This window comes from Alteromonas australica, assembly GCF_000730385.1.
GTDB classification, from domain to species: Bacteria; Pseudomonadota; Gammaproteobacteria; order Enterobacterales; family Alteromonadaceae; genus Alteromonas; species Alteromonas australica.
Genome location: NZ_CP008849.1, coordinates 744,015 through 768,229 on the forward strand (window position 1 = coordinate 744,015; position 24,215 = coordinate 768,229).

General features: G+C 45.0%; 21 protein-coding genes. 13 read left to right on the forward strand and 8 right to left on the reverse strand.

Going from position 1 to position 24,215, the window contains the following annotated elements; all coding sequences use genetic code 11:
* Positions 1 to 51 precede the first annotated feature (51 nt).
* A complete protein-coding gene (locus tag EP13_RS03240) occupies positions 52 to 1,275 on the forward strand; it encodes an alginate export family protein (RefSeq protein WP_044056005.1) in 1,224 nt (407 codons plus the stop codon).
* A 13-nt stretch (positions 1,276 to 1,288) separates the two neighbouring features.
* Entirely contained in the window at positions 1,289 to 1,888 is a 600-nt protein-coding gene (gene mobA, locus EP13_RS03245; RefSeq protein ID WP_044056006.1) for a molybdenum cofactor guanylyltransferase, read from the forward strand.
* Here mobA and EP13_RS03250 read toward each other — a convergent pair.
* From EP13_RS03250 to ccoG, 4 genes are all read right to left on the reverse strand, one after another.
* On the reverse strand, positions 1,885 to 2,478 hold the full coding sequence (locus EP13_RS03250) for an HD domain-containing protein (RefSeq protein ID WP_044056007.1): 594 nt from the start codon (positions 2,476 to 2,478) through the stop codon (positions 1,885 to 1,887). The two genes, mobA and EP13_RS03250, sit on opposite strands and share 4 nt — an antisense overlap.
* Positions 2,479 to 2,544: 66 nt before the next feature.
* Positions 2,545 to 3,177: a thiol:disulfide interchange protein DsbA/DsbL gene (locus EP13_RS03255; protein ID WP_044056008.1), complete on the reverse strand. Its 633-nt coding sequence runs from the start codon at positions 3,175 to 3,177 to the stop codon at positions 2,545 to 2,547.
* A 164-nt stretch (positions 3,178 to 3,341) separates the two neighbouring features.
* The gene (locus EP13_RS03260; protein ID WP_044056009.1) at positions 3,342 to 4,313 is read right to left on the reverse strand and encodes a serine/threonine protein kinase; all 972 of its coding nucleotides are present in this window, start codon (positions 4,311 to 4,313) and stop codon (positions 3,342 to 3,344) included.
* On the reverse strand, positions 4,310 to 5,743 hold the full coding sequence (gene ccoG, locus EP13_RS03265; RefSeq protein WP_044056010.1) for a cytochrome c oxidase accessory protein CcoG: 1,434 nt from the start codon (positions 5,741 to 5,743) through the stop codon (positions 4,310 to 4,312). The genes EP13_RS03260 and ccoG overlap by 4 nt, the downstream gene beginning before the upstream one ends.
* A 280-nt stretch (positions 5,744 to 6,023) precedes the next feature.
* On the opposite strand from ccoG, the gene EP13_RS03270 reads away from it, so the two are divergent.
* Together EP13_RS03270 and EP13_RS03275 are read left to right on the forward strand one after the other, a co-directional pair.
* Entirely contained in the window at positions 6,024 to 6,386 is a 363-nt protein-coding gene (locus EP13_RS03270; protein WP_156026722.1) for a hypothetical protein, read from the forward strand.
* A gap of 133 nt (positions 6,387 to 6,519) precedes the next feature.
* Complete coding sequence (locus tag EP13_RS03275; RefSeq protein ID WP_052364262.1) at positions 6,520 to 7,065, forward strand: DUF3016 domain-containing protein; 546 nt, start codon at positions 6,520 to 6,522, stop codon at positions 7,063 to 7,065.
* A gap of 75 nt (positions 7,066 to 7,140) precedes the next feature.
* Here the strand turns inward: EP13_RS03275 and EP13_RS03280 are convergent, their stop codons facing one another.
* Entirely contained in the window at positions 7,141 to 8,901 is a 1,761-nt protein-coding gene (locus EP13_RS03280; protein ID WP_044056012.1) for an acyl-CoA dehydrogenase family protein, read from the reverse strand.
* Positions 8,902 to 9,129: 228 nt separating this feature from the next.
* On the opposite strand from EP13_RS03280, the gene EP13_RS03285 reads away from it, so the two are divergent.
* On the forward strand, positions 9,130 to 9,888 hold the full coding sequence (locus EP13_RS03285) for an SDR family NAD(P)-dependent oxidoreductase (protein ID WP_044056013.1): 759 nt from the start codon (positions 9,130 to 9,132) through the stop codon (positions 9,886 to 9,888).
* 78 nt (positions 9,889 to 9,966) lie between these two features.
* The gene (locus EP13_RS03290; protein ID WP_044056014.1) at positions 9,967 to 10,836 is read left to right on the forward strand and encodes an amidohydrolase family protein; all 870 of its coding nucleotides are present in this window, start codon (positions 9,967 to 9,969) and stop codon (positions 10,834 to 10,836) included.
* Between the two features lie 55 nt (positions 10,837 to 10,891).
* On the opposite strand, the gene EP13_RS03295 is transcribed toward EP13_RS03290, so the two are convergent.
* The 3 genes from EP13_RS03295 to EP13_RS03305 all read right to left on the reverse strand — a co-directional run bounded on the left by EP13_RS03295 (position 10,892) and on the right by EP13_RS03305 (position 13,520).
* A complete protein-coding gene (locus EP13_RS03295; RefSeq protein ID WP_044056015.1) occupies positions 10,892 to 12,076 on the reverse strand; it encodes a mandelate racemase/muconate lactonizing enzyme family protein in 1,185 nt (394 codons plus the stop codon).
* Positions 12,077 to 12,127: 51 nt separating this feature from the next.
* Positions 12,128 to 12,895, reverse strand: coding sequence for a class II aldolase/adducin family protein (locus EP13_RS03300; RefSeq protein WP_044056016.1), 768 nt, complete (start codon positions 12,893 to 12,895; stop codon positions 12,128 to 12,130).
* Positions 12,896 to 12,965: 70 nt separating this feature from the next.
* Positions 12,966 to 13,520: an NUDIX hydrolase gene (locus tag EP13_RS03305; RefSeq protein WP_044058707.1), complete on the reverse strand. Its 555-nt coding sequence runs from the start codon at positions 13,518 to 13,520 to the stop codon at positions 12,966 to 12,968.
* A gap of 140 nt (positions 13,521 to 13,660) precedes the next feature.
* Here EP13_RS03305 and EP13_RS03310 point away from each other — a divergent pair, with 140 nt between their 5' ends.
* The 7 genes from EP13_RS03310 (at position 13,661) to EP13_RS03345 (ending at position 24,012) form a co-directional block, all read left to right on the forward strand.
* Positions 13,661 to 14,722 (forward strand): efflux RND transporter periplasmic adaptor subunit, encoded by a 1,062-nt coding sequence (locus tag EP13_RS03310; RefSeq protein WP_044056017.1) that lies wholly within the window; start codon positions 13,661 to 13,663, stop codon positions 14,720 to 14,722.
* Positions 14,723 to 14,725: 3 nt separating this feature from the next.
* Entirely contained in the window at positions 14,726 to 17,830 is a 3,105-nt protein-coding gene (locus EP13_RS03315; RefSeq protein ID WP_044056018.1) for an efflux RND transporter permease subunit, read from the forward strand.
* A 499-nt stretch (positions 17,831 to 18,329) separates the two neighbouring features.
* Complete coding sequence (locus EP13_RS03325; protein WP_044056020.1) at positions 18,330 to 18,734, forward strand: type 2 periplasmic-binding domain-containing protein; 405 nt, start codon at positions 18,330 to 18,332, stop codon at positions 18,732 to 18,734.
* A gap of 34 nt (positions 18,735 to 18,768) precedes the next feature.
* Positions 18,769 to 19,950 carry a hypothetical protein gene (locus tag EP13_RS03330; RefSeq protein WP_044056021.1) on the forward strand — a complete coding sequence of 394 codons (1,182 nt, stop codon included), beginning with the start codon at positions 18,769 to 18,771 and terminating at the stop codon, positions 19,948 to 19,950.
* Positions 19,951 to 20,645: 695 nt separating this feature from the next.
* Entirely contained in the window at positions 20,646 to 21,050 is a 405-nt protein-coding gene (locus EP13_RS03335) for a type 2 periplasmic-binding domain-containing protein (RefSeq protein ID WP_044056022.1), read from the forward strand.
* 34 nt (positions 21,051 to 21,084) lie between these two features.
* Entirely contained in the window at positions 21,085 to 22,242 is a 1,158-nt protein-coding gene (locus EP13_RS03340) for a hypothetical protein (RefSeq protein ID WP_044056023.1), read from the forward strand.
* Positions 22,243 to 22,392: 150 nt separating this feature from the next.
* Positions 22,393 to 24,012: a methyl-accepting chemotaxis protein gene (locus tag EP13_RS03345; RefSeq protein WP_044056024.1), complete on the forward strand. Its 1,620-nt coding sequence runs from the start codon at positions 22,393 to 22,395 to the stop codon at positions 24,010 to 24,012.
* The last annotated feature ends 203 nt before the right edge of the window (positions 24,013 to 24,215 follow it).

Sequence of the window (24,215 nt, forward strand, 5' to 3'; positions counted from 1 at the left end):
TATTTGAAACTCACATTTAAGAAAGAGTTTAGTTCGATAAGGGAACGCATAATGAAAAATCAAAAGAGGTTCACACTGGCGTTAGTCAGTACAGCGGTATTGTCATCGTTGAGTGTTTCAGCGATGGCTGATGAAGATTGGTACGACATACTTAGCAATTCCAAAGCATGGGCAGACTTAAACTTGCGCTATGAAGGTGTTGATCAAGATAATGCCTTAGACGATGCCAGCGCGTTAACACTAAGGACACGCTTGGGCTTTCAAACAGGCAGTTTAAATGGGTTTTCATTTACTGCAGAAGTAGAAGACAGCCGAATTGTTATGGGGCAGGGCGATTATACTGTGGGACCTACAGGCTATAATGTAGGCGAGTATTCGGTGATTGCAGACCCTGAAACCACCGAAGTAGATCAAGCATTTCTACAATACAAGACTGAAGGTTTGACCTTAAAAGCAGGCCGCCAAGTTATCGCATTGGACAATCATAGATTCATCGGCCATGTGGGCTGGCGTCAAGACCGTCAAACGTTTGATGGCGTAAGCGCGAAATACGTAGTCAGTGAGAACGTGGATGTATTTTATGCTTACCTCAATCAACGTAATCGTATCTTTGCAGAAGCTGCAGATTTTGATTCTAAAGATCACCTGATCAACGCTAATTTCAAAACTGAAATGGGTAAGTTCACCGCTTATGCGTACCTGTTAGAAGTTGATAATGATACCGCCAATGGCTTAGATACCTATGGTATTCGCTATAGCGGTAGCTATAAAACACAGAGCGTAGGCTGGGGATACGGCGCTGAATACGCTTCCCAAACGAGTGAGTCAGGGTCTGGCGATACTGCCACCGAATACGATGCTAACTATTTGAATGCGTACTTAGCGGCAACGGTTTCAGGTATTACAGCGAAAATTGACCACGAAGTGTTAGGCAGTGACGACGGTGCTTACGGTTTCTCTACCCCTCTTGCGACTTTGCACAAATTTAATGGCTGGACCGATCAGTTTCTTGCCACTCCAGCGCAAGGTTTAGTCGACACAACATTCTCTTTAAGTGGGAAGTTGGGTAAAGGTAAATGGTTATTGTCTTATCATAACTTTAGCGCAGATGAGAGTACCGAAGGTGTTGACGACTTAGGTAGTGAAGTGAACGTGCAATATACTGGGAAGCTGATGGAACGTTTCAATTTTGGTATTAAATATGGTCATTACATGGCTGAAGATATCAAAGTAGATGCGGATAAATTCTGGGTCTGGGTGGGGACAAAGTTCTAAGCCTATGCCGAGGATGACGTTACCACAAAATGTGCTTTTGTTTCTTCTCTGCGGCGGCCAGTCACGTCGTATGGGAAGAGACAAAGGCTCATTGTTGTTTCAAGGAACTAGCTTTGAGCAACGTACCAAGCGAATTGCCCTTGACGCCGGTGTTACTGATGTTTGCACTGTGGGAGGCAAGGGTAAAGATATTGTCGATTGTATTCCTCATCGAGGGCCGGCAGCGGCCACGATTTTTGCCATGAATGAGGCAAAAGAAAACATCCTTAATCAGGCACATGCGCTGGTTCTTTTACCGGTAGATATGCCGATGTTAAGTGCGGTGTTACTGCACCAGCTTATTGGGTTGAGTTTATCTCAGCAAACAAGCTGTTATTACAATAGAGACTGGTTTCCATTGGTTATCTACAAACCCGTTGATTACCTCGAAGAACTTAATAAGTTAATCACCGACTCACCGATGCCTTCAATGAAAGCGCTTGCCAACGTGTGTCACGCACAATCGGTTCCCCTTTCTTCGCGTTTGCACTTAGCATTACTCAACGTCAATACGCCACACGACTTTTCACAGTTGCAATCACTAACCCAACGTAGCCAAACGCAGATTTCTTAAGGCAGAAGCCACCCCTTTTTTACGGCATTATCCAACTGTGTATTAACGTAATCCCATAAGCTTGGTGCACAGGTAATAAGGTGTTTGTTTCTTTGTGCAATTTTCTCCCGTGTCACCCCATGCTTTTTCCAACTGCCCCCTTGATTTTGCATGTTTTGAAACACAGGCAACACTCTATCCATCGCTTTTGCAAATTCAGCGTCAGGCGTTTCTGCCTCTTCAAACTCTAGCCATAATGCCAGCAGCTCCTGATTTAAAGGCGCAGGAAGCAAACCAAAGATTCGTTTAGCGGCTGCCAGTTCTTTTTCTGCTTGGGCTTCATGTTCGGCTGCTTCTTGAAAGGCAAACAAATCTCCGGCATCAATTTCTACTACGTCATGTATAAGAATCATTCGAACAACGCGGCTAATATCAATCGGTTGTGCAGCAAAGGGAGCAAGCGTCGTTGCCATTAAAGCAACATGCCAGCTATGCTCCGCAGAATTTTCTTGCCTATCGTTATCAAGGGGGAGGGTAATTTGCCGCTTTACTGCTTTTAATTTATCTAATTCGGTTATAAATTCGCTAAATTGGGCTGGAGTTAATGTCATAAAGATTCCAATGCTAATCAAAAAAGGCCGATAAGAGTATCGGCCTTCAAAATAACTCAATGTATTTTACTTTTGCTTAGATAACCAACCAATAAGGTCGGAAATATCGTCAAGAGACATGTCTGAGGTAAAGGTGGGTTGATACTTGCCGTTTACAATAAAGCTAGGCACACCTTTTATGTAATTTCTATTTTTATCAATTTCTTGCTGGTTTTTGCGCATCATACTGTTCACGCCAAAACTATTGGCGAGTTTATCAAACTCAGCGCCGTCAACACCATTAACAACAAAGATATTACGTAAGTCTTTTAGACCAGTAACAGATGCACGTTGTTTGTGAATATAGTTGAAAATAGCAGTGTTAAGCGCGTCTTCTTGCTTCATTGCGCGGGCAATGAGCATTGCCTTTGTTGCATCGTTTTGTACATCAGGGCCAGTGAAGCCCATAAAGTTAACGTGGACTTTGTTAAATTTGACGTTGTCGCCCATTTTAGTTTTGATGTCTTTTATCACTGGCTCAAACTGAAAGCAATGTGGGCACCAAAAAGAGAAAAACTCTGTAATCACAGGCTTGCTGGTGGCGTCTTCATCAAGCACCTTATAGTGAGTGCCTTCTTTCCATTTTACGTCACTATCTTGTGCACACGCGGTAAGCGGGATAAGTAACGCCATAATAAACAGTACTGCAAACTTTTTCATTGGAGTAAGTCCTTCGATGAGATTTTTTATTGTTACGATGAAGGTTAACACAAGCCTTTACAAGGCACTAGCGTACGCGACCATCTGGGTATTTTATGCAACGAATGGCCTGAGTATGCTCTTGTACTGAACCTGTAAGCGGCTTCATCGTTTGCTTGTCAGCGCTAAAACCCTAATTTAAGTGGGGGCTCTTGCATGGCAGACATTTGCTCTTTTAACGCAAGAATTTGACCTTCCCAGTATTTGTCGTCGGCAAACCAAGGAAAGGCACGTGGGAACGCGGGGTCCTCCCAGCGTCGCGAAAGCCATGCCATATAATGAACCATACGCATGGCCCGTAACGGTTCGATAAGCGCCAGTTGGCTGTTATCAAATTCATTAAATTCTTCGTAAGCTTCCACCAGTGTGTCTAGCTGCAGCAATTGTTGTTGTCTGTCGCCACTTAGCATCATCCATAAGTCTTGAATCGCGGGACCCATTCGGCAATCATCCAAGTCAACAAAAGTGGGGCCATCACGCCATAGAATATTACCGGGATGACAATCTCCATGCAGGCGAATAACGCCCTGACTTTTATAGTTAGCAGATGCTTTTTCAATGACCGGATTTAAAATGGCAAAAAATGCCGTCTTTAAATGGTCGGGTAACAATTGGCTATTTTCCAGTATCCGCTTTGGCTCATCTAAGTAGCTCTGGGTGTCAATGGCTGGGCGATCCGCAAACGGCTTTGCTTGTGCTACTCGGTGAATGCGCCCAATGAACCTGCCCATCCATTCAAGCTGGTCAAGGTTATCATTTTCAAATTGTCGCCCGCCCACTGATGGAAACAAAGTAAAGCGATAGTCTCCATGGTGATGCAGTGTCTCACCATTGATAAGAAGGGGAGCCGCTATGGGAATCTCATTTTCAGCTAACTCAAGGGCAAAAGCATGCTCCTCTTCAATCTGTGTGTCGGTCCACCGCCCGGGCCGATAAAACTTCACCACGTAACGCTGATTGTCCTCGGCCTGGAACTGATAAACCCGATTCTCATAACTATTAAGCGCCAACAGGCCGCTTTGTAAAAAAATGCCCTGGTCTTCCAGGGCATCTAAAATGGTATCTGGATTTAAACCAGAAAATGAAAAGTCTGTCATCGATATATAAATTTCGTTGGTTCGTTGACTGTGACCACGTCACCGTCAATGGTGGTGGTTTGTACAGTAAACATGATTTCTGTTACCACATCTTCCAGATTATACGGGTCTGTTGCAACCGATATCGGCGTACTAAATACTTCGCCCCCTTTTACCGTGACCTCCTGTTCGCCATAAAAGCGATATTCAGGTAAACCCTCCACACTAATAGTATAAGTTTGGGTGGTTTGGGATTTATTGAGTACCTTGATGGTATAGACATTTTCAATCAAGCCGTCGTTTGTTTCTCTGTATAAAGCGTTTCTATCTCGAATGATATCCACGGCGAGAGGAATTCGAGTGACAATATCGGCAATCAACAGCCCCACCATGATGAGCAGAACAATAAAGTAACCGATAAGTTTGGGGCGGATAATATGCGTTGTACCGCCAGAAAGTCGCTCCTCAGACGTAAAGCTAATCAGTCCTTTGGGGTAACCCATTTTATCCATTACACCATTACAGGCATCGATACAGGCACCACAGTTAATGCATTCGTATTGTAAGCCATTGCGGATATCAATCCCTGTAGGACAAACCTGAACACACAGGTTACAGTCGATACAGTCGCCCAGCCCTTTTTCCTGAACCTGTTCGTGACTGAGCTTACGCGGTCGGGGCCCGCGCTGCTCGCCTCGATGGGCATCGTAAGATACAGTAAATGTATCTTTGTCGAACATAGCAGACTGAAAGCGGGCATAAGGACAAATGTGCGTACACATGATTTCTCGCATGTAGCCTGCGTTTGCGTAGGTACAAACCGCAAAAAACAACACCGAGAATGCTGCCCAAGAGCTGGTACTGAAAGTGAAAAAGTTAATGAACAGAGCGCCAATAGGCGTGAAGTAACCCACAAAGGTTAATGCGGTTAACAGCGCCACAGCCACCCATGCGGTGTGTTTCAACGTTTTACGGATAAACTTGTCTGCATCCATAGGGCGCGCATCTAACTTAATTCGTTTATTGCGAGGCCCCTCTATTTTTTCTTCAAACCACGTATAAATATAAACCCAAGTGGTTTGAGGGCACATAAAACCACACCACACTCGCCCAGCAAATGTGGTGACAAAAAACAACGCAAACGCCGAGACGATAAAGATGTAGGCCAGCAGAGTTAAGTCTTGAGGCCAAAGTGTCAGCCCAAATATAGTAAATCGTTGTTCAACAATATCCAATAATACGGCTTGCTTGCCATTGTATTGAATCCAAGGGATCACGGCGAACAACGCAAGGAAAATAAGCCCAAAAAACCGACGAAAGGTTTCTAACGGGCCCTGTACGGCACGAACATAAATTCGGCTTCTACTGTCATGGCGTTTGCCACCATCGCCAGAGGATGGCTTGTGTACCTTAACAGGGGTAACATTTTTTACAGGAATCTGCTCATTCATAAGGGGACCTTAGCCGACTTCACAATGCTGCTAGGAGGCAGTATAACAGCCAAAATAATTGACCGTTTTAATGTAGATCAATGATGGCATGAATGATCGCTTTTTTACATGTTTCAGTCAATACTGAAAGTTCAGAAATATTGTGTAATAGCAGTTCAGCGCTAAAACATGCCACGCATTTATCCTCGTATTTCCTTATACCTAGGTATATTTGAAGGTAGCTTGTCTAGGCATAAATCGAGATACACTAAGGTATTCTTTTCTATTATGGGCATTTTTAATGCGACGATTCATGGTGCTTTTAGCTGAGATTGGGTTAATTATACTGATTGTTCGTTCGCCTTTCGCGCAGCATTTTCTTAACGAAGTGCAATACAATCTTGCCGATACCTTTTACGCCTTAGAAAGGTTGCCGCAACAGCGCCTATTGCAAAATCTAAGAGAGGATATTGAAAATGAAATGCCTCATTTAAAACCCTACCAACGTGAATACCTACATAGCATCACACTAGATAGTGTGCACTTATCCCATTTTTATCGTGCGTATTGTGCGCATAACGAGATTAATCCGAATTTTTTCGGCCGAGACAGGGTCACCCTGTGTACCAAGGTGGCAGGAGCGGGTTTGGTATCAGGGACTTAGCGCATTTGCCTGCAAGCCATGGTAAAGGTGAGGTTTATACTGTTAGTTTCATTTTGTGTTTATTTTGTTCATTTATCATTCAGGTTAGTTTGCTATAGTGGCAAGGAAAGGTAAATATTTGAGGAGCAACAAGATGTCAGCGACAATTCGAAATGCCGTCACTAAAATGGGACTCGTTGTTACTGCTGCAACACTTTTCGCAGGGGCTGCAACGAGTCAAGCTGCTGAGGTGAAAGTAGAGTGGGTAGAGCCTACAAAATATGTAGATGTTAAGCCAAGTAACGAGCCTCGTAAGCGGTTTAGAGAGCGCACACTGGAGCAACTCGAAACCTTTATGCTTGAGCTGGGCGAAAAACTCCCAAGTGAACAAAGCCTAACGCTGAAAGTGACCAACCTGGATCTTGCTGGGCATGTTTGGCCTGCAAGTTTCGCCGGTTTTGGTAATAGTATGACTGACGTTCGTATTATTCGAAGTTTAGATATCCCGCGGATGACAGTGTCGTATACATTGACTGAAAATGATCGCATTGTTCAGCAAGGTGAAGACATTAAAATTAAAGACATGGCGTTTATGGATTCTCGGGTACGTCCGTTGAATCGTGACACGCTAGTGTATGAGAAAGCCATGATTGAAGATTGGTTTGACGATACATTCTCTAAAAGCTTCGCCAGCAACTAATGCTTTGTACACCGAATGTGAACGTTTAAAAAAATGCCGCTTTAATAAGCGGCATTTTGCTTTTGCACTTCGCAATTATAAATAATCGAATTCGCTGGCGGCTATCGCAAGGGTACTCTCTGCGCCCGCTGAATAGGCCACTTTATGGGCGTCTCTACGTGGCAAAATGCGATCAATATAGAAATCACGAGTTTTTTGCTTAGCGGTAGCTATTACCGTGTTATCCGATTGTGCGGCTGTGTCTGCCATACTGAACCAAAGCACGCCGATAAGTGAGTAGGCCGTATAGGCTAAATAATCACAGGCGGCAGAGGCCGCGGTTGTGGCATCCATACCTAGGCAGTCTGCTGATGAAGCACGCCAGTCGTCAAGTAGACCTTGAGCAAGGGCTTTATTGTCGTTATCTGTCATGGCCTCAACCAATTCATTAAACGCCTGATAGGTCGCGTTTAGCATATCGCCGCCATCACGGGTCAGTTTACGACCAATAAGATCTAACGCTTGGATACCATTGGTTCCTTCATACAACATAGCAATGCGCACATCGCGCATTAACTGTTCCATGCCCCACTCGCGAATGAAGCCATGGCCGCCGAAAACTTGCACGCCTAAGCTGGTGGTTTCCAGTCCCATGTCTGTCATATAGGCTTTGCAAATAGGTGTTAAAAACTGAAGCACTTTATCCGCATGTACTTTCTCTTCTTCTGTACCCAGTTTTTCGATGTCCATAAATTTGGCATAAAAAAGCGAAAGCGCGCGGGCACCTTCAATTTGTGACTTCTGGGTAAGCAGCATACGAGCTACATCAGGTTGAAACACAATAGGGTCAGCTTTACCGTCAGGGTTTTGAACCCCTTGCGGCGCACGGGACTGAACACGTTCTCTGGCATACGTCAGTGCGCCTTGGTATGAGGCTTCAGCGGCACCTAAACCTTGAAGTCCAACTTGGAATCTCGCATCGTTCATCATGGTGAACATGCATGCTAACCCCTTGTTTTCCTCACCAACTAACCAGCCTGTAGCTTCGTCAAAGTTCATAACACAGGTTGGACTGGCTTTAATACCCATCTTATGTTCAATACTGCCCACCGACACCTGATTTGCTTCGCCAGGTTCATTGTTGTCATCTAATAAGAACTTCGGCACCAAGAAAAGGCTGATACCTTTTACGCCTTTTGGTGCGTCAGGTAAACGTGCCAGGACTAAATGGACAATATTGCTACTCCAATCTTGATCACCAGCGGTAATAAAAATTTTATTGCCGGTTATTTTGTAGCTACCGTCATCTTGAGGTTCGGCTTTTGTATTGAGTAAGCTTAAGTCTGTCCCTGCATGAGGTTCAGTGAGGTTCATGGTACCTGTCCATTCACCACTGATCAGCTTCGCGAGATACTTGTTTTTCAGGTCGTCACTGGCATGCTTTGTAACGGCTAACACGGCGCTTTCCGTTAGCATGGTGGTAAGACGCCAGCTTAAATTGGCGGCATTAAGCATTTCATGTACGGGCACAGCCATGGTGTAGGGGAGGTCCTGACCATCGTAATCGGCACTGCCTAGCATGGCGTTCCAGCCATTTGCTACGTATTCTTGATAGGCATCAGCAAACCCTTTTGGTGTCGTCACACTGCCGTTTTCTAAGTGACAGCCTTCTTCATCGCCCTCGCGGTTTAAAGGGGCTACAACATCGAGGGCAAACTTAGCGCCTTGGGCAATAATTTCACTTGCCAATTCACTATCAAAATCTCCAATGCCGAGTTTCTGGTAGTGGGCATCTAGACCTAGCCAATCTTTTAATAGGAATTGAAAATCAGCGGTAGGGGCATGGTACAGAGGCATGTGTGACTCCTTTTTCAAACAGGTGTTTTAATTTTGCCTCATTATAGGCATAAAAAGCATAGTCAGAGTAGTCCGTTAAAGGAAAGTTAATAAAAAAATTATTCACAGACGAGAATATAAAGCCACATTTACACCCGAGATTGCATTGGCTTTTTCTGCCATGGCTGGCATCCTATGGGGTTAAACTAGGTATTTGCCTCTAGCCTAAGAAACAGCGAGACACACTTAATGAGCGAAACAGAAAACCGAAAGCCCCTTTGTATTGTAACAGGTGGCAGTTTAGGGATTGGTTATGCGGTTTGCCAAGCGTTTATTGAAGCAGGTTACCGTGTGCTCAATCTTGACGTTAGAGATTTTCATCGGCCTTTAAATCACGCTACTTGGATGTCTTGTGATGTTAGCCAGGTTGCTCAAGTGCAAACGGCAATAGATGACGCGGTCGCTCAGTATGGACAAATACATGCGCTGGTCTGTAACGCAGGTAAGCATATTTCGGCAACCATTGAAGAAACTGACGAAACCATGTTAGACAGCATCATCAGTTTAAATATTAAAGGGGCTTACGGGGCGATTAAAGCAAGTTTACCTGCAATGAAAAAGTACAAAGAAGGCGCTATTGTCGTCATGGGTTCAGACCAGTCCTTTGTAGGAAAACGCAATTCATTCGCGTATGGATTAACAAAAGCGGCGTTGGCCTCTATCGCCAAAACCACCGCGTTAGATTATGCTGAATTCGGTATCCGAGTTAATGCCGTTTGTCCAGGCACCATTGAAACACCGCTTTTCCATCATGCCATAGATAAATATGTTGCAAAAAGTGGCGCAGACAAAGGTGAGGTTGTGGCAGAAGAGGCCGCCGCTCAACCTTTAGGTCGGTTAGGGCAGCCTGAAGAGGTGGCTAATCTTGTCTGCTTTTTATGTAGTGATAAAGCGGCCTTTATCACCGGAAGTCTCTATGCCGTAGACGGCGGGTATACCGCCCAGTAACAAACCAGTGGGTGAATATAGTGGCTTTTCAGTGTGGATTAGCATCGATGTGGGAATACGACAACCCGAGGGTAAGTGATGACATGGTTTGATCCTCACCTTCACTTTTTCGCCCTGCAACAGGGAGATTATGATTGGCTGAAGCCAGACAATCCCCCCTTTTGGCCAGATAAACCACGAATTGCCTGCAACACCACAGAGCGTCATTTAATGACCCAAAGCCAAGGCAAGGTTGAGGGGTTTGTCCATATTGAAGCCGGCTATAACAATAGGTTGCCTTGGCGGGAAATTGAATATTTGGACAGGCACTGTTCTCTTCCGTTTAAGGCCGTGGCTTGCATCGATTTAACGGATCCTCAGGCGTGCTCGACAGTGGATAATTTACTCAGGTGGCGTTCTGTTACTGGGCTTCGCCATATTCTCGGTGATGAGGCCACCACACTGTTAACCACCCCGAGAGTAAAGCACTGCTTAGCGCATATCAGTCACCGCCAATTGTCTTTTGATGCGCAGCTTGATTTAACAGACAGCACAGCTGTAACAGCACTCCTTAATGTCATATCTGCACTGCCCCAGCTGAAGGTAATGATTAATCACACGGGGGCATCATTCTTAGCAGCACGCAGTGCGAAAAAAAAGCACCTCTGGCTAAGGCATATTCAGTTACTGAGTGAATGCCCAGGGGTTGCAATGAAAATGTCTGGGTGGGAAATGGCCTCTAGAGACTGGCGTTGGCAGGAGGTCGCTCGGGTATGTGATGCCCTTTTTGAAAGGGTGCCTTACCATCAATTGATGTTCGCGAGCAACTTTCCGTTATGTGGTTGGCGGCTACCTTATTTGGCGTTGTGGCAAGGATATGAAAAGCTTGTGGCTCAGCTACCTAAAAAGGTTCAACGGGGTTTGCTGCATGAAAATGCGACACAATGGTACCGCTTGAATGGCAAATAAAAAGGGGATGTCCTAAACCATCCCCTTAATTTTCTGTCATGCTGTAAATCGCCTGTTATTTTAGTTCGGTGACTGTCATATGTGGAGAGCGGTAAACCACTTCATCATTTAAATCTATGCCAATCCCCGGCGTATCAGGCGCCTCAATAAATCCATTCACGGGTTGAGGATCTTGAAGGCATAACTCTCTGTTCCACTCCTTAATGGCATAAGTATGATGCTCGTGGATTAAAAAGTTAGGAATAGCCGTTTCTAAGTGAAGGCTGGCAGCGGTTGCCACAGGGCCACCACAAACGTGAGCCTGAATGCGTACGTCATAGATATCAGCATAATCACAGACTTTTTTCGCTTCGGTGAAGCCTCCGCACAATCCCACGTCGGGTTGAAGTACGTCAATAGATTGATCTTCTAGGTAAGGTCGCACGTCCCATCTATGATAAAGGCGTTCGCCACCGGCAATGGGAACCTTAACGTTTTTCGCCACTTTATCGTGCAGTTTGGCATTGAGATAATTCACCGGTTCTTCGTAGTAAAGGCAACCCATTTCTTCCACAATATCGCCTAGCTGAATCGCCGTAGATGCGCCAAGTAAACTATGACATTCAAAGATAATGTCGCCATCTTCACCTAAGGTGTCGCGAATGGCTTGTAAACGTGCTTTAAACAGTTTCAGCTCTGGCTTGGTAAATAGCTTGGTTCTATCGAAGTGGGTATTACCCTCTTTATCATAAACAATAGGGTCAACCTTCACGGCGTCGTAACCGTCTTTCATGGCTTTTTCGGTAGCGCGAGCATAGTCTGCAGGGGCGTTTAATTTGGTGACTTCTTTGTCCCAATCAAACTGTAATTGGCTCGCGTAACTACGAAGTTTGCCATTGGTTTTACCCCCAAGCAATTCGTAAACAGGTAAACCTAACGCTTTACCTTTAATGTCCCATAATGCCGTGTCGATGGCACTCATTGCCGCATAGATGACAGGCCCACCGCCTAATCCCCAAAAACCTTCACGGAGCATACGAGACCACAATAACTCTGTGTTTAATGGGTTGAAGCCAATGAGCATGGCTTCAGAAATTTCTTTTATCATGTGAGCTGCAGCACTATGACCCCAGTCGTAAGCGAGTCCAGCCTCGCCAACACCTGTAATACCTTCATCAGTGTAGACCCTGACAAAAACAGGGTTCCACTGCGGGCGTTTAGGGCATTCGATGTCAAAGATTTCAACTTTTGTTACTTTCATTTATCTGTTCTCAATTGGTGTAACCGATGGGGGTAAACATGCCTATTACGCTTATTCACAAAAACCAGGATCAAGCTTGTAGGCCTTTCTTAACATGGCTGGCCACGCTTTTTGGCCGCCAGTTTGACCACTGTGTACAACATTGGCCTGGGCATAGATACCGTCAATAATGGATTGGGGAATTTCAATAACATCAGCGTTAGCCTGCATAAGAGCAAGCTGTATTTCACATGCACGCTGAAGATCGTAGAACCGCATGAAGGCATCGCCAACAGTCGGCCCTAACGTTAAGCCGCCATGGTTAGGAAGTAGCATATGATGAGTGTCACCCAAATCCTCTTGAAGGCGTTTCTTTTCATTTTCATCAACTGCCAACCCTTCGTACCCGTGATAGGACAAAGAAGGCAAAGAAAACATGGAATATTGGCTCCATGGTTTGAGTCCACCTTTCACTGAGGCGACAGAAATAGTCGCTAAGGTATGAAGATGAATGACACATTGTGCATCATGGCGAACTTCATGAATGGCACTGTGAATAGTAAAGCCGGCTGGGTTGATAGAATAGGGCGTGTCGCTAAGGATATTCCCTGCCAAATCCACTTTTATCAGGTTGGAGGCGGTCACTTCGTCAAATGTAAGGCCAAACGCATTCACGAGATAATGCTCGGTGCCAGGCACTTTCGCTGAAATATGGGTATATATTAAGTCGCCCCATCGCATGTCGGCAACCAATCGGTAACACGCGGCTAAATCTACCCGAGCTTGCCACTCTTCATCTGATACCTTGCCTTTCAGGCTATTGGTTTCAAGGCTAAACACGGTATTTTCTCCTTTCTCATTAATGCCACAAAACTAACAAAGCCAAAGCAAACCTACAATGCACTTTGTGTTATGGGTTATGCGCTTTAAACTGTGTTTCGTATTGGCTATAGGCTGCGAATGCATCTCGCAGCGGAATTAAATCGTCTGCAAAGCGCAATTGTGAATGGGTAAGGCTAAAGGGCGCTACCTTTTTTAGCCCCTTTACCTCTATCTTTGCCCAGGGTGGGGCGGCGAAGTTACTGGGCAATGTGTCAATACCCGCATTGGTGTGGCAAGCATACAGCGCCAATCCGTTGGTAGTCACACTAAGCTTTGGCCCTACTAGTACGTTGAACCCCGTTTCTTCCCATGTTTCTCTATGCGCTGTACAAGGTAGAGGCTCATTTGGCTGCTGGGTGCCGCCTGGAAAGTCTAGCTTTCCTGAACCGCGATGTTCAATTAATAGTAAGCTATCTTGCACCCGAATAATGCACGCCGCCGCTTGTGGCGAAGAAGCTGCTGTATTCTCGACATTCGATACTGGATTTAAGGTACGGCAGGCGGGCGCAGAGGGCGTTGAATCTGCGCAACTAAAAAGCGTTAAAATAACGAATATTGCTGATAAGCGAATTTTGATAGGCATTAGTTTCGGTAAAATAGAGACAATAAAAATAAATAACAATCATAATGTCGCGTTAAAACTACGCCAAAAGGCGATTTAACACGTCACTGCACCAGCGTGGTACTTTACCACGGAGTGCAGCATTACCAACAGGAAAGGTTATGTCGTCACGTATATCCATCTCCCCGCTTCTTTTCGGTGTCGTGTTACTCGCTGGAGTGGTTGTTTATCTCAACTTACCTGCTGATGAGTCAAGCAAGCAAAACGGCTCACGTGCAACTCCAGTAAGAGCCACAGTAGCCAGCATGCAAACCATGCCAATCACTATTGAGGCGTTGGGCACCGCCACGGCAAATGAGTCTGTCACCATTACTGCACAAGTGACTGACACGGTGCAGGCTGTGTATTTTGACGATGGTGAAGAGGTCGAGGCTGGTAAGGTATTGGTTCAGCTCAATAATCGAGAAGAGTACGCACGAATAGCAGAGTTAAAGGCAAATATCGATGAAGCCAAGCGTCAGTATGCGCGTATTGAAGATTTAAGGCAGTCAAGTGCGGCATCGGAGCAGCTTTTAGATGAACAGCAAGCGCGGGTGAAAGGATTAGAAGCACAGTTAGACATTGCCCGAGCTCAACTTAGCGACCTGCAGATTAGTGCGCCGTTCGCCGGTGTATTAGGGGTGCGGTCGGTCAGTAAAGGGGCATTAGTCCGTCCCGCCGATGTTATCACTACGTTAGATGATATTAGCGTAATTAAAGTGGACTTCAGTATTGCAGAGAACCACTTAGCCAGTCTTGCTGTCGGTCAAACAATCTCTGCCACCACAACTGCCTATCCTAACGAATCCTTTAGCGGCACAATTAGTCATATTGATACACGACTTGACCCCATTAGCCGGGCTATTAAGGTAAGAGCCAATATCGACAATAGTGATAAGCGACTTCGCCCCGGCATGTTGATGACAATCGTGGTAGAAAAGCGGGTATTAAACACCCTAGTTCTACCAGAAAAAACCTTAGTGCCTGTGCAAGATAAACAATTTGTTTACGTGGTTGAAAACGATATTGCCATTCAAAAAGAGGTGGCAATTGGTGAACGCCGTCCTGGCAAGGTGCAAATTCTTTCAGGCATTAGCGAAGGCGATGTCGTTATCACTGAAGGTACATTGCGAGTAAGAGATCAGTCTCCGGTCAACGTGCTCAATGCTGTAGGAAAGGAGTAAACAATGCTGCTTTCTGATGTGTCGGTAAAACGTCCTGTATTCGCTACCGTTATCAATTTGCTACTGATTATTTTCGGCATCGTGGCTATTTCAATGCTGTCGTTGCGAGAATACCCTGATATAGACCCGCCTATTGTATCGGTGAGCACCAATTATACGGGGGCATCGGCAAATATTGTTGAAACACGGATTACACAATTACTAGAAGACAGAATTTCAGGCATAGAAGGCATAAAAAATATTACCTCTACGTCGCGTAATGGCCGTTCTGATATCACAATTGAATTCAAATTGTCACGGGACATAGACGCCGCAGCGAACGATGTTCGTGAGCGGGTTAGCCGCGCATTAAATAATTTACCCGATCAGGCTGATCCACCGGAAGTGTCAAAAGCCAATTCCGATGAAAGTGCCGTGGTTTGGTACAACCTGCGCAGTACCAACCTTAATACCATGGAATTAACCGATTATGCAGAGCGATTCCTCGTCGATAGGTTATCTATTGTTGATGGTGTTGCCCGTGTTCAAATTGGTGGCGGCCGCCGCTATGCAATGAAGGTATTTTTAGACAGAAATGCCATGGCCGCCCGAGGGATTACGGTGACGGATGTAGAAAACGTTATTCGGGCTGAAAACGTAGAGCTTCCCGCGGGTGAGGTGGAGTCTCTCGATCGCAATTTTGAAGTCAGGGTGGCACGCAGCTTTTTAACACCCGATGATTTCGCTGCATTAACAGTGGCCATGGGAGACGACGGTTATCTAGTTCGCCTTGGCGAAATTGCTCGCGTAGAGCTCGCCGCTGAAGATGACGAAACAGAGTTTCGTGGTGATGGCGTAAACATGATTGGTTTGGGCATCATTAAACAGTCGAAGTCCAATACATTGGAAGTTGCACGGGCCGCTAAGGCTCAAATTGCGCGTATTGAAGAAACCTTACCAGATAACATTTTTATCGTGCCTAGCTATGATTCTTCGGTATTCATCGAAGCTTCCATTGATGAAGTGTATGAAACCTTAGCAATTGCCATGTTAATGGTGGTTGTTGTGATCTATCTATTTTTAGGCAATATTCGCGCAACCTTGATTCCCGCAGTCACCGTCCCTGTTTCTCTGGTGGCCGCCTTTATTGTTATGTATGGGTTAGACTTTTCTATTAACCTACTGACCTTATTGGCCATGGTGCTTGCGATTGGCTTAGTGGTCGACGACGCCATTGTTGTATTAGAAAATATTTACCGCAGAATCGAGTTGGGTGAGCCCCCGTTATTAGCTGCCTATCGCGGTGCAAAAGAAGTAGGGTTTGCGGTTATCGCCACCACACTCGTGCTGATTTCTGTATTTGTTCCTTTAGTCTTCCTTGAGGGCAATATTGGTCGCTTGTTTACTGAGTTTGCCCTAGCCATCGCGGCTGCTGTGGCGTTTTCAAGTTTCACCGCCTTGACGCTATCGCCTATGATGGCGTCGAAACTTCTCAAGAAAAAGACCCGTTCATCTGGCTTTGGTGTTTGGATGGATAAACGCTTTGGCCAACTCGAAACTCGCTATTACCAAAGCTTGGGAAAAACCTTACATCAGCCTTTGCTCATGGTGGTGTTGTTGATTATCTCCGTGCTTGCCATTGTTCAACTTTCCGAGAAGGTGCCGAGTGAATTTGTACCTAAAGAAGACAGGGGTAATTTCTTTATTCTTATGAATGCACAAGAGGGGGCTAGCTTTGAAAGTAACGCCGCTAACCTAGCACGGATTGAAGAAGTGTTGATGCCATACCGGGAAAGCGGAAAAATTCAGCGGTTATTAGTGAGAACGCCAGGCTTTGGCGGAAACGCGGGCATGGCAATCATCGGCAGTGCCGATTGGGACGAACGGGATTTCAGTACATTTGCCTTAATGGATGAAATCAGTGAAAAGCTAACCGCGGTGCCGGATGTTCGCGCATTTGCCATTATGCGTAGCGGTATTTCTGGTGGTGGATTTGGTCGCCCGGTGCAATTCGTGTTGCAAGGAGATACCTATGAAAACCTGGTGGCATGGCGAGATACCGTTTTGACAAAAGCGGCAGACAACCCCAACTTGGTGAGAATTGATTCCGACTATAAAGAGACATCGCCGCAACTGCTGATTAACATCGACAGAGATAGAGCCGCCGATCTTGGGGTAAGTATCAGTGATATTGGTCGAACCCTGGAAGTGATGCTAGGCCAACGGACGGTGTCGACCTTTTTAGACAGAGGCGAAGAGTACGATGTCATTATTGAAGGAATAGAAGCAGACTATAGAAGCCCCAGTAGTATTGATAATCTCTATGTGCGCTCTGCGCGAACTGGCGAACTTATTCCTATGGACAATTTGCTGACGTTTACAGAGCAAGCCACTTCTGCGCAGCTGAATCGCTACAATCGTATGCGAGCAGTAACAATTTCGGCCAACCTCGCTGATGGCTACACGTTAGGCGAAGCCTTGTCTTACTTAGAAAACATTGTGGCCACAGAGTTACCAGATAAAGTCTCTATCGATTATAAAGGAGAGTCGCAACTTTATCATGAAGCGGGTAGCTCGTTTGTGTATGTTTTCATCCTTGCGCTTGCTGTGACTTATTTAATTCTTGCTGCACAATTTGAAAGCTGGATTCACCCTTTGGTTATTATGCTTACCGTGCCGTTAGCATTAGTGGGCGCTTTCATTGGGCTTTACTTCGCAGGTATGACATTGAATATTTACAGTCAAATAGGTTTAGTGATGCTGATTGGCCTTGCTGCTAAAAATGGCATTTTGATTGTAGAATTTGCGAATCAGTTAAGAGATGCAGGGCTCGCGTTTGAGGAGGCATTAAAACGTGCGGCCATGCAGCGACTACGTCCGATTGTAATGACGGGGTTTACCACTGTATTTAGTGCGCTGCCCTTGGTAATGGCCTCAGGCCCAGGGGCAGAAAGTCGAATGGTGATAGGCATGGTCATCTTCGCTGGGGTACTTGTGTCGGCATTTATGACCCTTTATGTGGTGCCTACCGCTTACAGCTGGTTGGCACGTAATACAGGGTCACCACTGCAGCGAACTCATGAAATAGCGCGATTAGACGCCAAGCTCCCTTACATAAAAGGTGAATAACAGTGTTTGCAACATGCTTGCTCTACATTGCCTACGCTTGAACTTAAACGATTTGCAAAGAATGTGTCCATATTTAGGTATATTTAAATATACTTAAATATGGATGCGAATTACTTTGTAAGCGCCATGTTAATTCGGCAAGTATCTGAATTGAATCAGTAAATTAATCAGAAAGCGCACTATCATTGTTTTTTATGAAGCGCGATAGGTATTTAAACTACTCATTAGACAATCGTATACTTGCGTTAGTTTTTTCTTCCTTTACACTCCGCGGCAAAATCAACAGCTTGTATAAGCTATTCATTTTTAAACATAATTTTTTTTCATTCAAATTGGCGAAAACAACGTTTGTAACCAATACTTACCCCGTTGTAAGCGTTTGTACGCACAAATACATGTTTGCCAGCATGCGTTTAAAGTCTCAAATGTCGTTTAAAACGACGGGCAGGCAAGTAAAAAGCGACGAGCAAGCATATCAACATACTCTAAAGGACAGATGATGAAGAAGTGGATACTCGCAGCAGGTTTATGCTGCAACGTCGCTCTTGCCGACGTAGCCGTTATCGTAAACCCCAATAATAGTGACGCGCTTGATAAAGACAGTATTAGTCGAATTTTCTTGAACAAAGCGAAAGCATTCCCTAGCGGTATAAAGGCTGAGCCAGTTGCATTGGACGAAGGCCAATCGGCCACTGATGAGTTCAACAGCAAAGTGCTAAACAAAACAGCTGCCCAACTTACCGCGTTTTGGTCAAAACTCGTATTTACGGGTAAAGGTCAGCCTCCTAAAGCATTAGCCAGTGATGCAGAAGTGATATCTGCGGTAGCGGCAAACCCGGGCGCAATAGGTTACGTTGACGCTGCCGCTGTCAATGACAGCGTACGCGTTGTTGCTACGTTTTAATCTCCCGATTTTACAAAGAATTTAAGGAACACCCATGAAAACCAAACTCGCTATCTTATCAATGGCTGGTCTACTGACTACACCTGCTTTGGCCGATATTCAAATTAACGGCTTCGCCAACCTAATTGGTGGCATGACACTCGATGACGATGAGTCGGTTTACGACTACGACAGTGATTTTAACTTTAATCCAGCCAGTGTATTTGGCCTTCAAGTGCGCGGCGATGTGAGTGATAAATTATCCGCAACAGCCCAGTTAGTGGGTCGCGGCAGTGACGACTACGACGCCGATTTTGAGTGGGCTTACATGACTTACATGTTGAACAATAACGTCAACATCAGTGCGGGTCGCTTACGTATGCCGCTTTTCAAATATTCAGCCTCTCTCGATATTGGTTATTCTTACCACTGGTTAACGCCACCGGATGCAATCTATGGTATTGACTTCAACAATATCGACGGTGTTCGCCTTGACTACTCGACTTATTCGGGAGATTGGGAGTACGGTGGGCAACTTACTGTGGGTCGTGTTGAAACCGATACGACGATTTCGGGCACACCTGCGGCGCTAGAACTTGAAAATGTAATGGCATTATCGCTAGAGGCCACCCGAGACTGGTTCAGTGCGCGTACCTTATTTGCTCGTGCCAAGGTAAGTGCATTCAATGATGATTTTGAAACCTTTGTTGACGGTTTAAATGCATTCGGCTCTTCTATTCCTTCAGCGTCTTTGGCTGCAGCTGAGTTCAGTGTAGATGAAGACACAGGCACATTTTTTGAAGTCGCTGTTGATATCGATAAATACGATTGGTTTGTAGGCGCAGAGTTTACGCAAACAGAAGTTGATGGTGCTGTCATCGCTGATAATAAAGCCTGGTATGTTACGGCTGGTATGCGCTTCGGTAAATTCACACCGCATATTACGTACGAAGTAGAAGAAGCGGATAATGGTACCCAGCTTGGCCTAGTTGCAGCTCTACCTTCAACTATTTCTACTGATGAAGCAGAAAAAGATGCCACTTGGGCGTCAATTTACCAGACCTCTGCAGGTATTGCCGCTCAACAGGAATTAGATGTATCAGCTTTAACGGTCGGCATTCGCTACGATGTTGAGCCCGGTTTTGCATTGAAAACTGATGTAACCTGGTATTCGGACGATTTAAACGATCTGAATGACGCAACGTTACTTAAAGTCGGTGTGAATTACACCTTCTAATATGTTAGCTGGCCTCACACAGTCGGGTGAGGCCAGTGTTATGTTTTACCTTGACCTCAAGCTTTCCAATAGTAGCACTTAACCGTCCTTACTTTTTCCTGCTAGCAATCTTTGTCTCGCAAACACGATGAAGTCGCTTCGAAAATACACACCCGTTTCCAACGAGATGATGGCGTTCACTTTAAGGGGACGACGAAAACTAGCGACCCAAATGCTAAACCAGTTACGTTTTAGCGCGCTCGCTATATTTCATTTAAAGTGTGATTTCTATTGGTGTAAGGTATGTTAATTAATACCTTTATATGGTTATTTATGCTTTAAGTAAAGCGGTCATTGTTTTTATCTATTTGATTTTGATTGCTTTTTATTTTTCGTATGAATTGGCATGGTACGAAAGGGGGCTTTCGATGAGTATGAAAACCTGTACCTAGATAATAAGTATAATTGTCTATCTGTCAATCTCCCTTACACTTCTAACCACATTCAGCTCAGTAAGCTTTCACAAAGAAATAACACCAATTAGGTAGTTGTTAATTGGAAATTTTTTAAACCCTAGACAATACTTTATTACGTTACCTCGTGTGAAGTGTGAGTTGGGACTTCTCGTGATTCTTTCTGTTGCACTGACAGAAAGAGTTCAAAATGAACAGTAAAACAAACAATAGTTCGTTGAATAAAACGTTTGAGGAAACACAATGAAAAAATGGTTACTAGCCGCAAGTTTGTGCAGCGGGATGGCGTTTGCAGATGTTGCCGTTATTGTTAATCCAAGCAATGGCGATGCTTTAGATAAAGACACCATTAGCCGTCTTTTTCTAAATAAAGCAAAAGCATTCTCCAATGGAACAAAGGTCGCTCCTTTTGCCTTGGCAGAAGGAAATGCTACTACCGACGAATTCAACGGAAAAGTGTTAAACAAAACTGCTTCCCAGCTCACAGCATTTTGGTCGAAGCTGGTATTTACTGGAAAAGGACAACCACCGAAAGCGTTATCTAGTGACGCTGAGGTTATTTCTGCTGTTGCAGGTAACCCCGGCGGAATCGGTTACGTAGACGCAGGCTCGGTAAACGATAGCGTTCGAGTAGTTGCAACCTTTTAATTCCACAGTATTAGATCATATTTAAGGAACACACATGAAAACCAAACTTGCTCTATTGTCATTAGCTGGACTGTTTGCAGCCCCAACTTTTGCTGAAATTCAAATCAATGGCTTTGCTAATCTGATAGGTGGAATGACGCTAGATGATGACGAAGCGGTATACGGTTACGACAGTGACTTTACCTTTAATCCAGCGAGTGTATTTGGCCTTCAAGTACGCGGCGATGTAAGTGATAAGCTATCTGCGACTGCGCAACTCGTTGGCCGTGGTAGTGAAGACTACGACGCAAGCTTTGAATGGGCTTACATGACGTACGCACTTTCAAGTAACTCTAGCATTAGCGCGGGTCGCGTGCGGTTACCTTTATTTAAGTATTCTGCATCACTAGATGTGGGTTACTCATACCACTGGCTTACACCACCAGATTCAGTGTACGGTGTTCTCATTAATAACATGGATGGTGTGCGTTACGATTACACCAATTATTACGGTGATTGGGAATACGGTTTTCAGGTATTTGGTGGCCGTGGTGAAAATGGCGACATAGATGCAGAGAAGCTTGTAGGGGTATCATTTGAAGCAACAAGAGATTGGTTCAGTGTGCGTTCAATTTATGCACACACTGAATTTACTAGTCCAAATGAAGATTTAACCACCTTAACAGATGCAATTAGTAATTTTTCTGCAGTTGTACCGACGGTGACCTCATTATCAAATAACTTTCTACTTGAAGAAGATTCAACAGGTTTCTTCGAGTTAGCGCTCGCCATTGATAAATACGACTGGTTTGTTGGCGCTGAATATACCCATATTAATCTTAAGGATGCACCTATTGCAGCTGATGACGCTTGGTATATTACGGCGGGTATGCGTTTTGGTAAATTCACTCCGCATATCACCTACGAACACAAAGAGTCAGACGCGAATGATGTGCTAGAGTATTTGGACGATGTGCCCTCTACCATTAGCACAGGTGATGCAGTGACTGATGCAACGTGGGCTACGTTGTATCAAACGTTTACTGCCATTGCTGCCGCTCAAGATGAAGACAGATCAGCGGTGACTGCAGGCCTTCGTTATGATGTTGAGCCAGGTTTCGCTGTGAAAGGTGAAGTGACTTGGTATACTGATGAAGTCAATGATGCGAACGACGCGACATTGCTGCGTGTTGGTGTAAACTATACATTCTAAGCAAAGTTAATTTACTTAGAAGACGCCCTTCGGCATTGTCGAAGGGCGGAATTTTTTCTAAAGTTTTTACGTAATTAGAAGATAAATAACATAACAAGGCTTTTCAGGTAGACTGAAAAGATCATAAACGTAGTTACGAGTGAGAATACAATGAATTTTTTGAAGAAAATGCCTATCGCCACCAAGATATTTCTTATTCCCGGCATCGCAGCATTGAGTTTCGTTTTGTATCTCCTTATTACGATTTACACCGCCCTAAACAATGGCGATGTGCTTGAAGAAGTACAACAGGTTCAATTTCCAGCACTTCAACTGTCTGCGTCAACGTTAGTTGAGATGCAAAAGGTCAGGGATACACTAAGCAGTGCAGCGACTACCGGCGATCAAGACACGCTAGATGCGGCGACATCCATCGCCTCTGAAGCGAAGGCCGGTTTAGATCGCATTGCCAATATTAGTCCTGAATTTCGTAGTGATATTTCTCGCATTTCCGATGGCTTTGATGACTACTTCGAAGTGGCATTCGGCGTGTCTCAATCTATGGTGAACGGCACCGCCGACTTTAGCCGATTAGGCGAGCTGTCTGCTCAGATGAATGGGTCTTATGATTCCGTTATTGCGTCAATGACGCGATTTAAAGACCAGCAGCAAGCTGACTTTGAAAACGCATTTGCAACAATTGATTCGGCAAACACGTCACTGATTAGCACCGGCGTTGTGATGACCATAGTGGTTAGCTTATTGTTGTTCGCCACCGCCATCCCCATTGTACGTGGTATAAAATCAAGTATTGATGATGTTGTTCGCTCACTGAAAGATATCGCGCAAGAAAATGGTGATTTAACGGTTCGCATTAATACTCAGAGCGAAGATGAAATTGGCGAGTTAGTGTACTGGTTCAATCAATTCATGGATAAGCTTCAAGGTGTGGTGAAGGATGTGGTTGAAGCCAGCTTACCGTTGTCAAATTTAGCGCAGAATCTGCGTGGACTCACCGAAGAAACACAACGCACCATTGATGTTCAGCAGCGCTCTGCTCAAGATGCGAAGCATGCTGTGGATACCATGAGTGGCTCAGTGGAAGGCGTGGCACATAGTGCAGCTCAAGCGGCAAGTGATGCTAATGAAGCAACGGAAGCGGCAGGAGAAGGACGTCAAATTGTACAGCAAACGGTCTCGAGCATTCAGCAGCTAGCGGACAACGTGAGAGAAACCGCGGATGTGATAGGAAGGTTGGAGTCTGACTCTAATAAAGTTGGCTCGGTGCTAGACGTTATTAAAGGTATTGCCGAGCAAACAAACTTGTTGGCACTTAACGCTGCTATTGAAGCGGCTCGTGCGGGTGAACAAGGGCGTGGGTTCGCTGTTGTGGCTGATGAGGTGCGTACCCTAGCATCACGTACACAGCAATCGACTGAAGAAATTCAAAGCACGATAGAGCAGTTGCAAAGTGCGGCACACTCTGCCGTTGAAGTGATGTCTCGCGGTACTGAACAAGCCACAACGAGTGTGGATACTGCGAATAAAGCGGGCAGTAGCCTTGAAACCATCACAAGTACTATTGGCCGTATTAATAACATGAATGAGCAAATTGCTCACAATACCGAAGACCAGCGTATGGTGGCGGTAGATATTGTGAAGCACGTAGATGAAATTCATGAGCGTACAGAAAAAACAGCGCAAAGTTCTGGCCAGTTAGGCACTATGTGTAATGAGCTGGCTGACCTAGCTCAGCACTTAGAATCTATTGCTAAGCAATTTAGGGTGTAGCCTGCTTTACGTTTCCCATGGGGAACGTGCTGCGCAAATCGAAAAAGCCTTGTCGCCCGACAAGGCTTTTTTCGTTGTATAGCCATTCGCTGATAGCAGCTCAGGCATTATGAATGCAATGAGAAGTAACCTGACTGTAAGGCTTTTAAGATAAAAAAAATCCCCAGTTAAACCGGGGATTTTTTAATAGCCTTTACAATGAA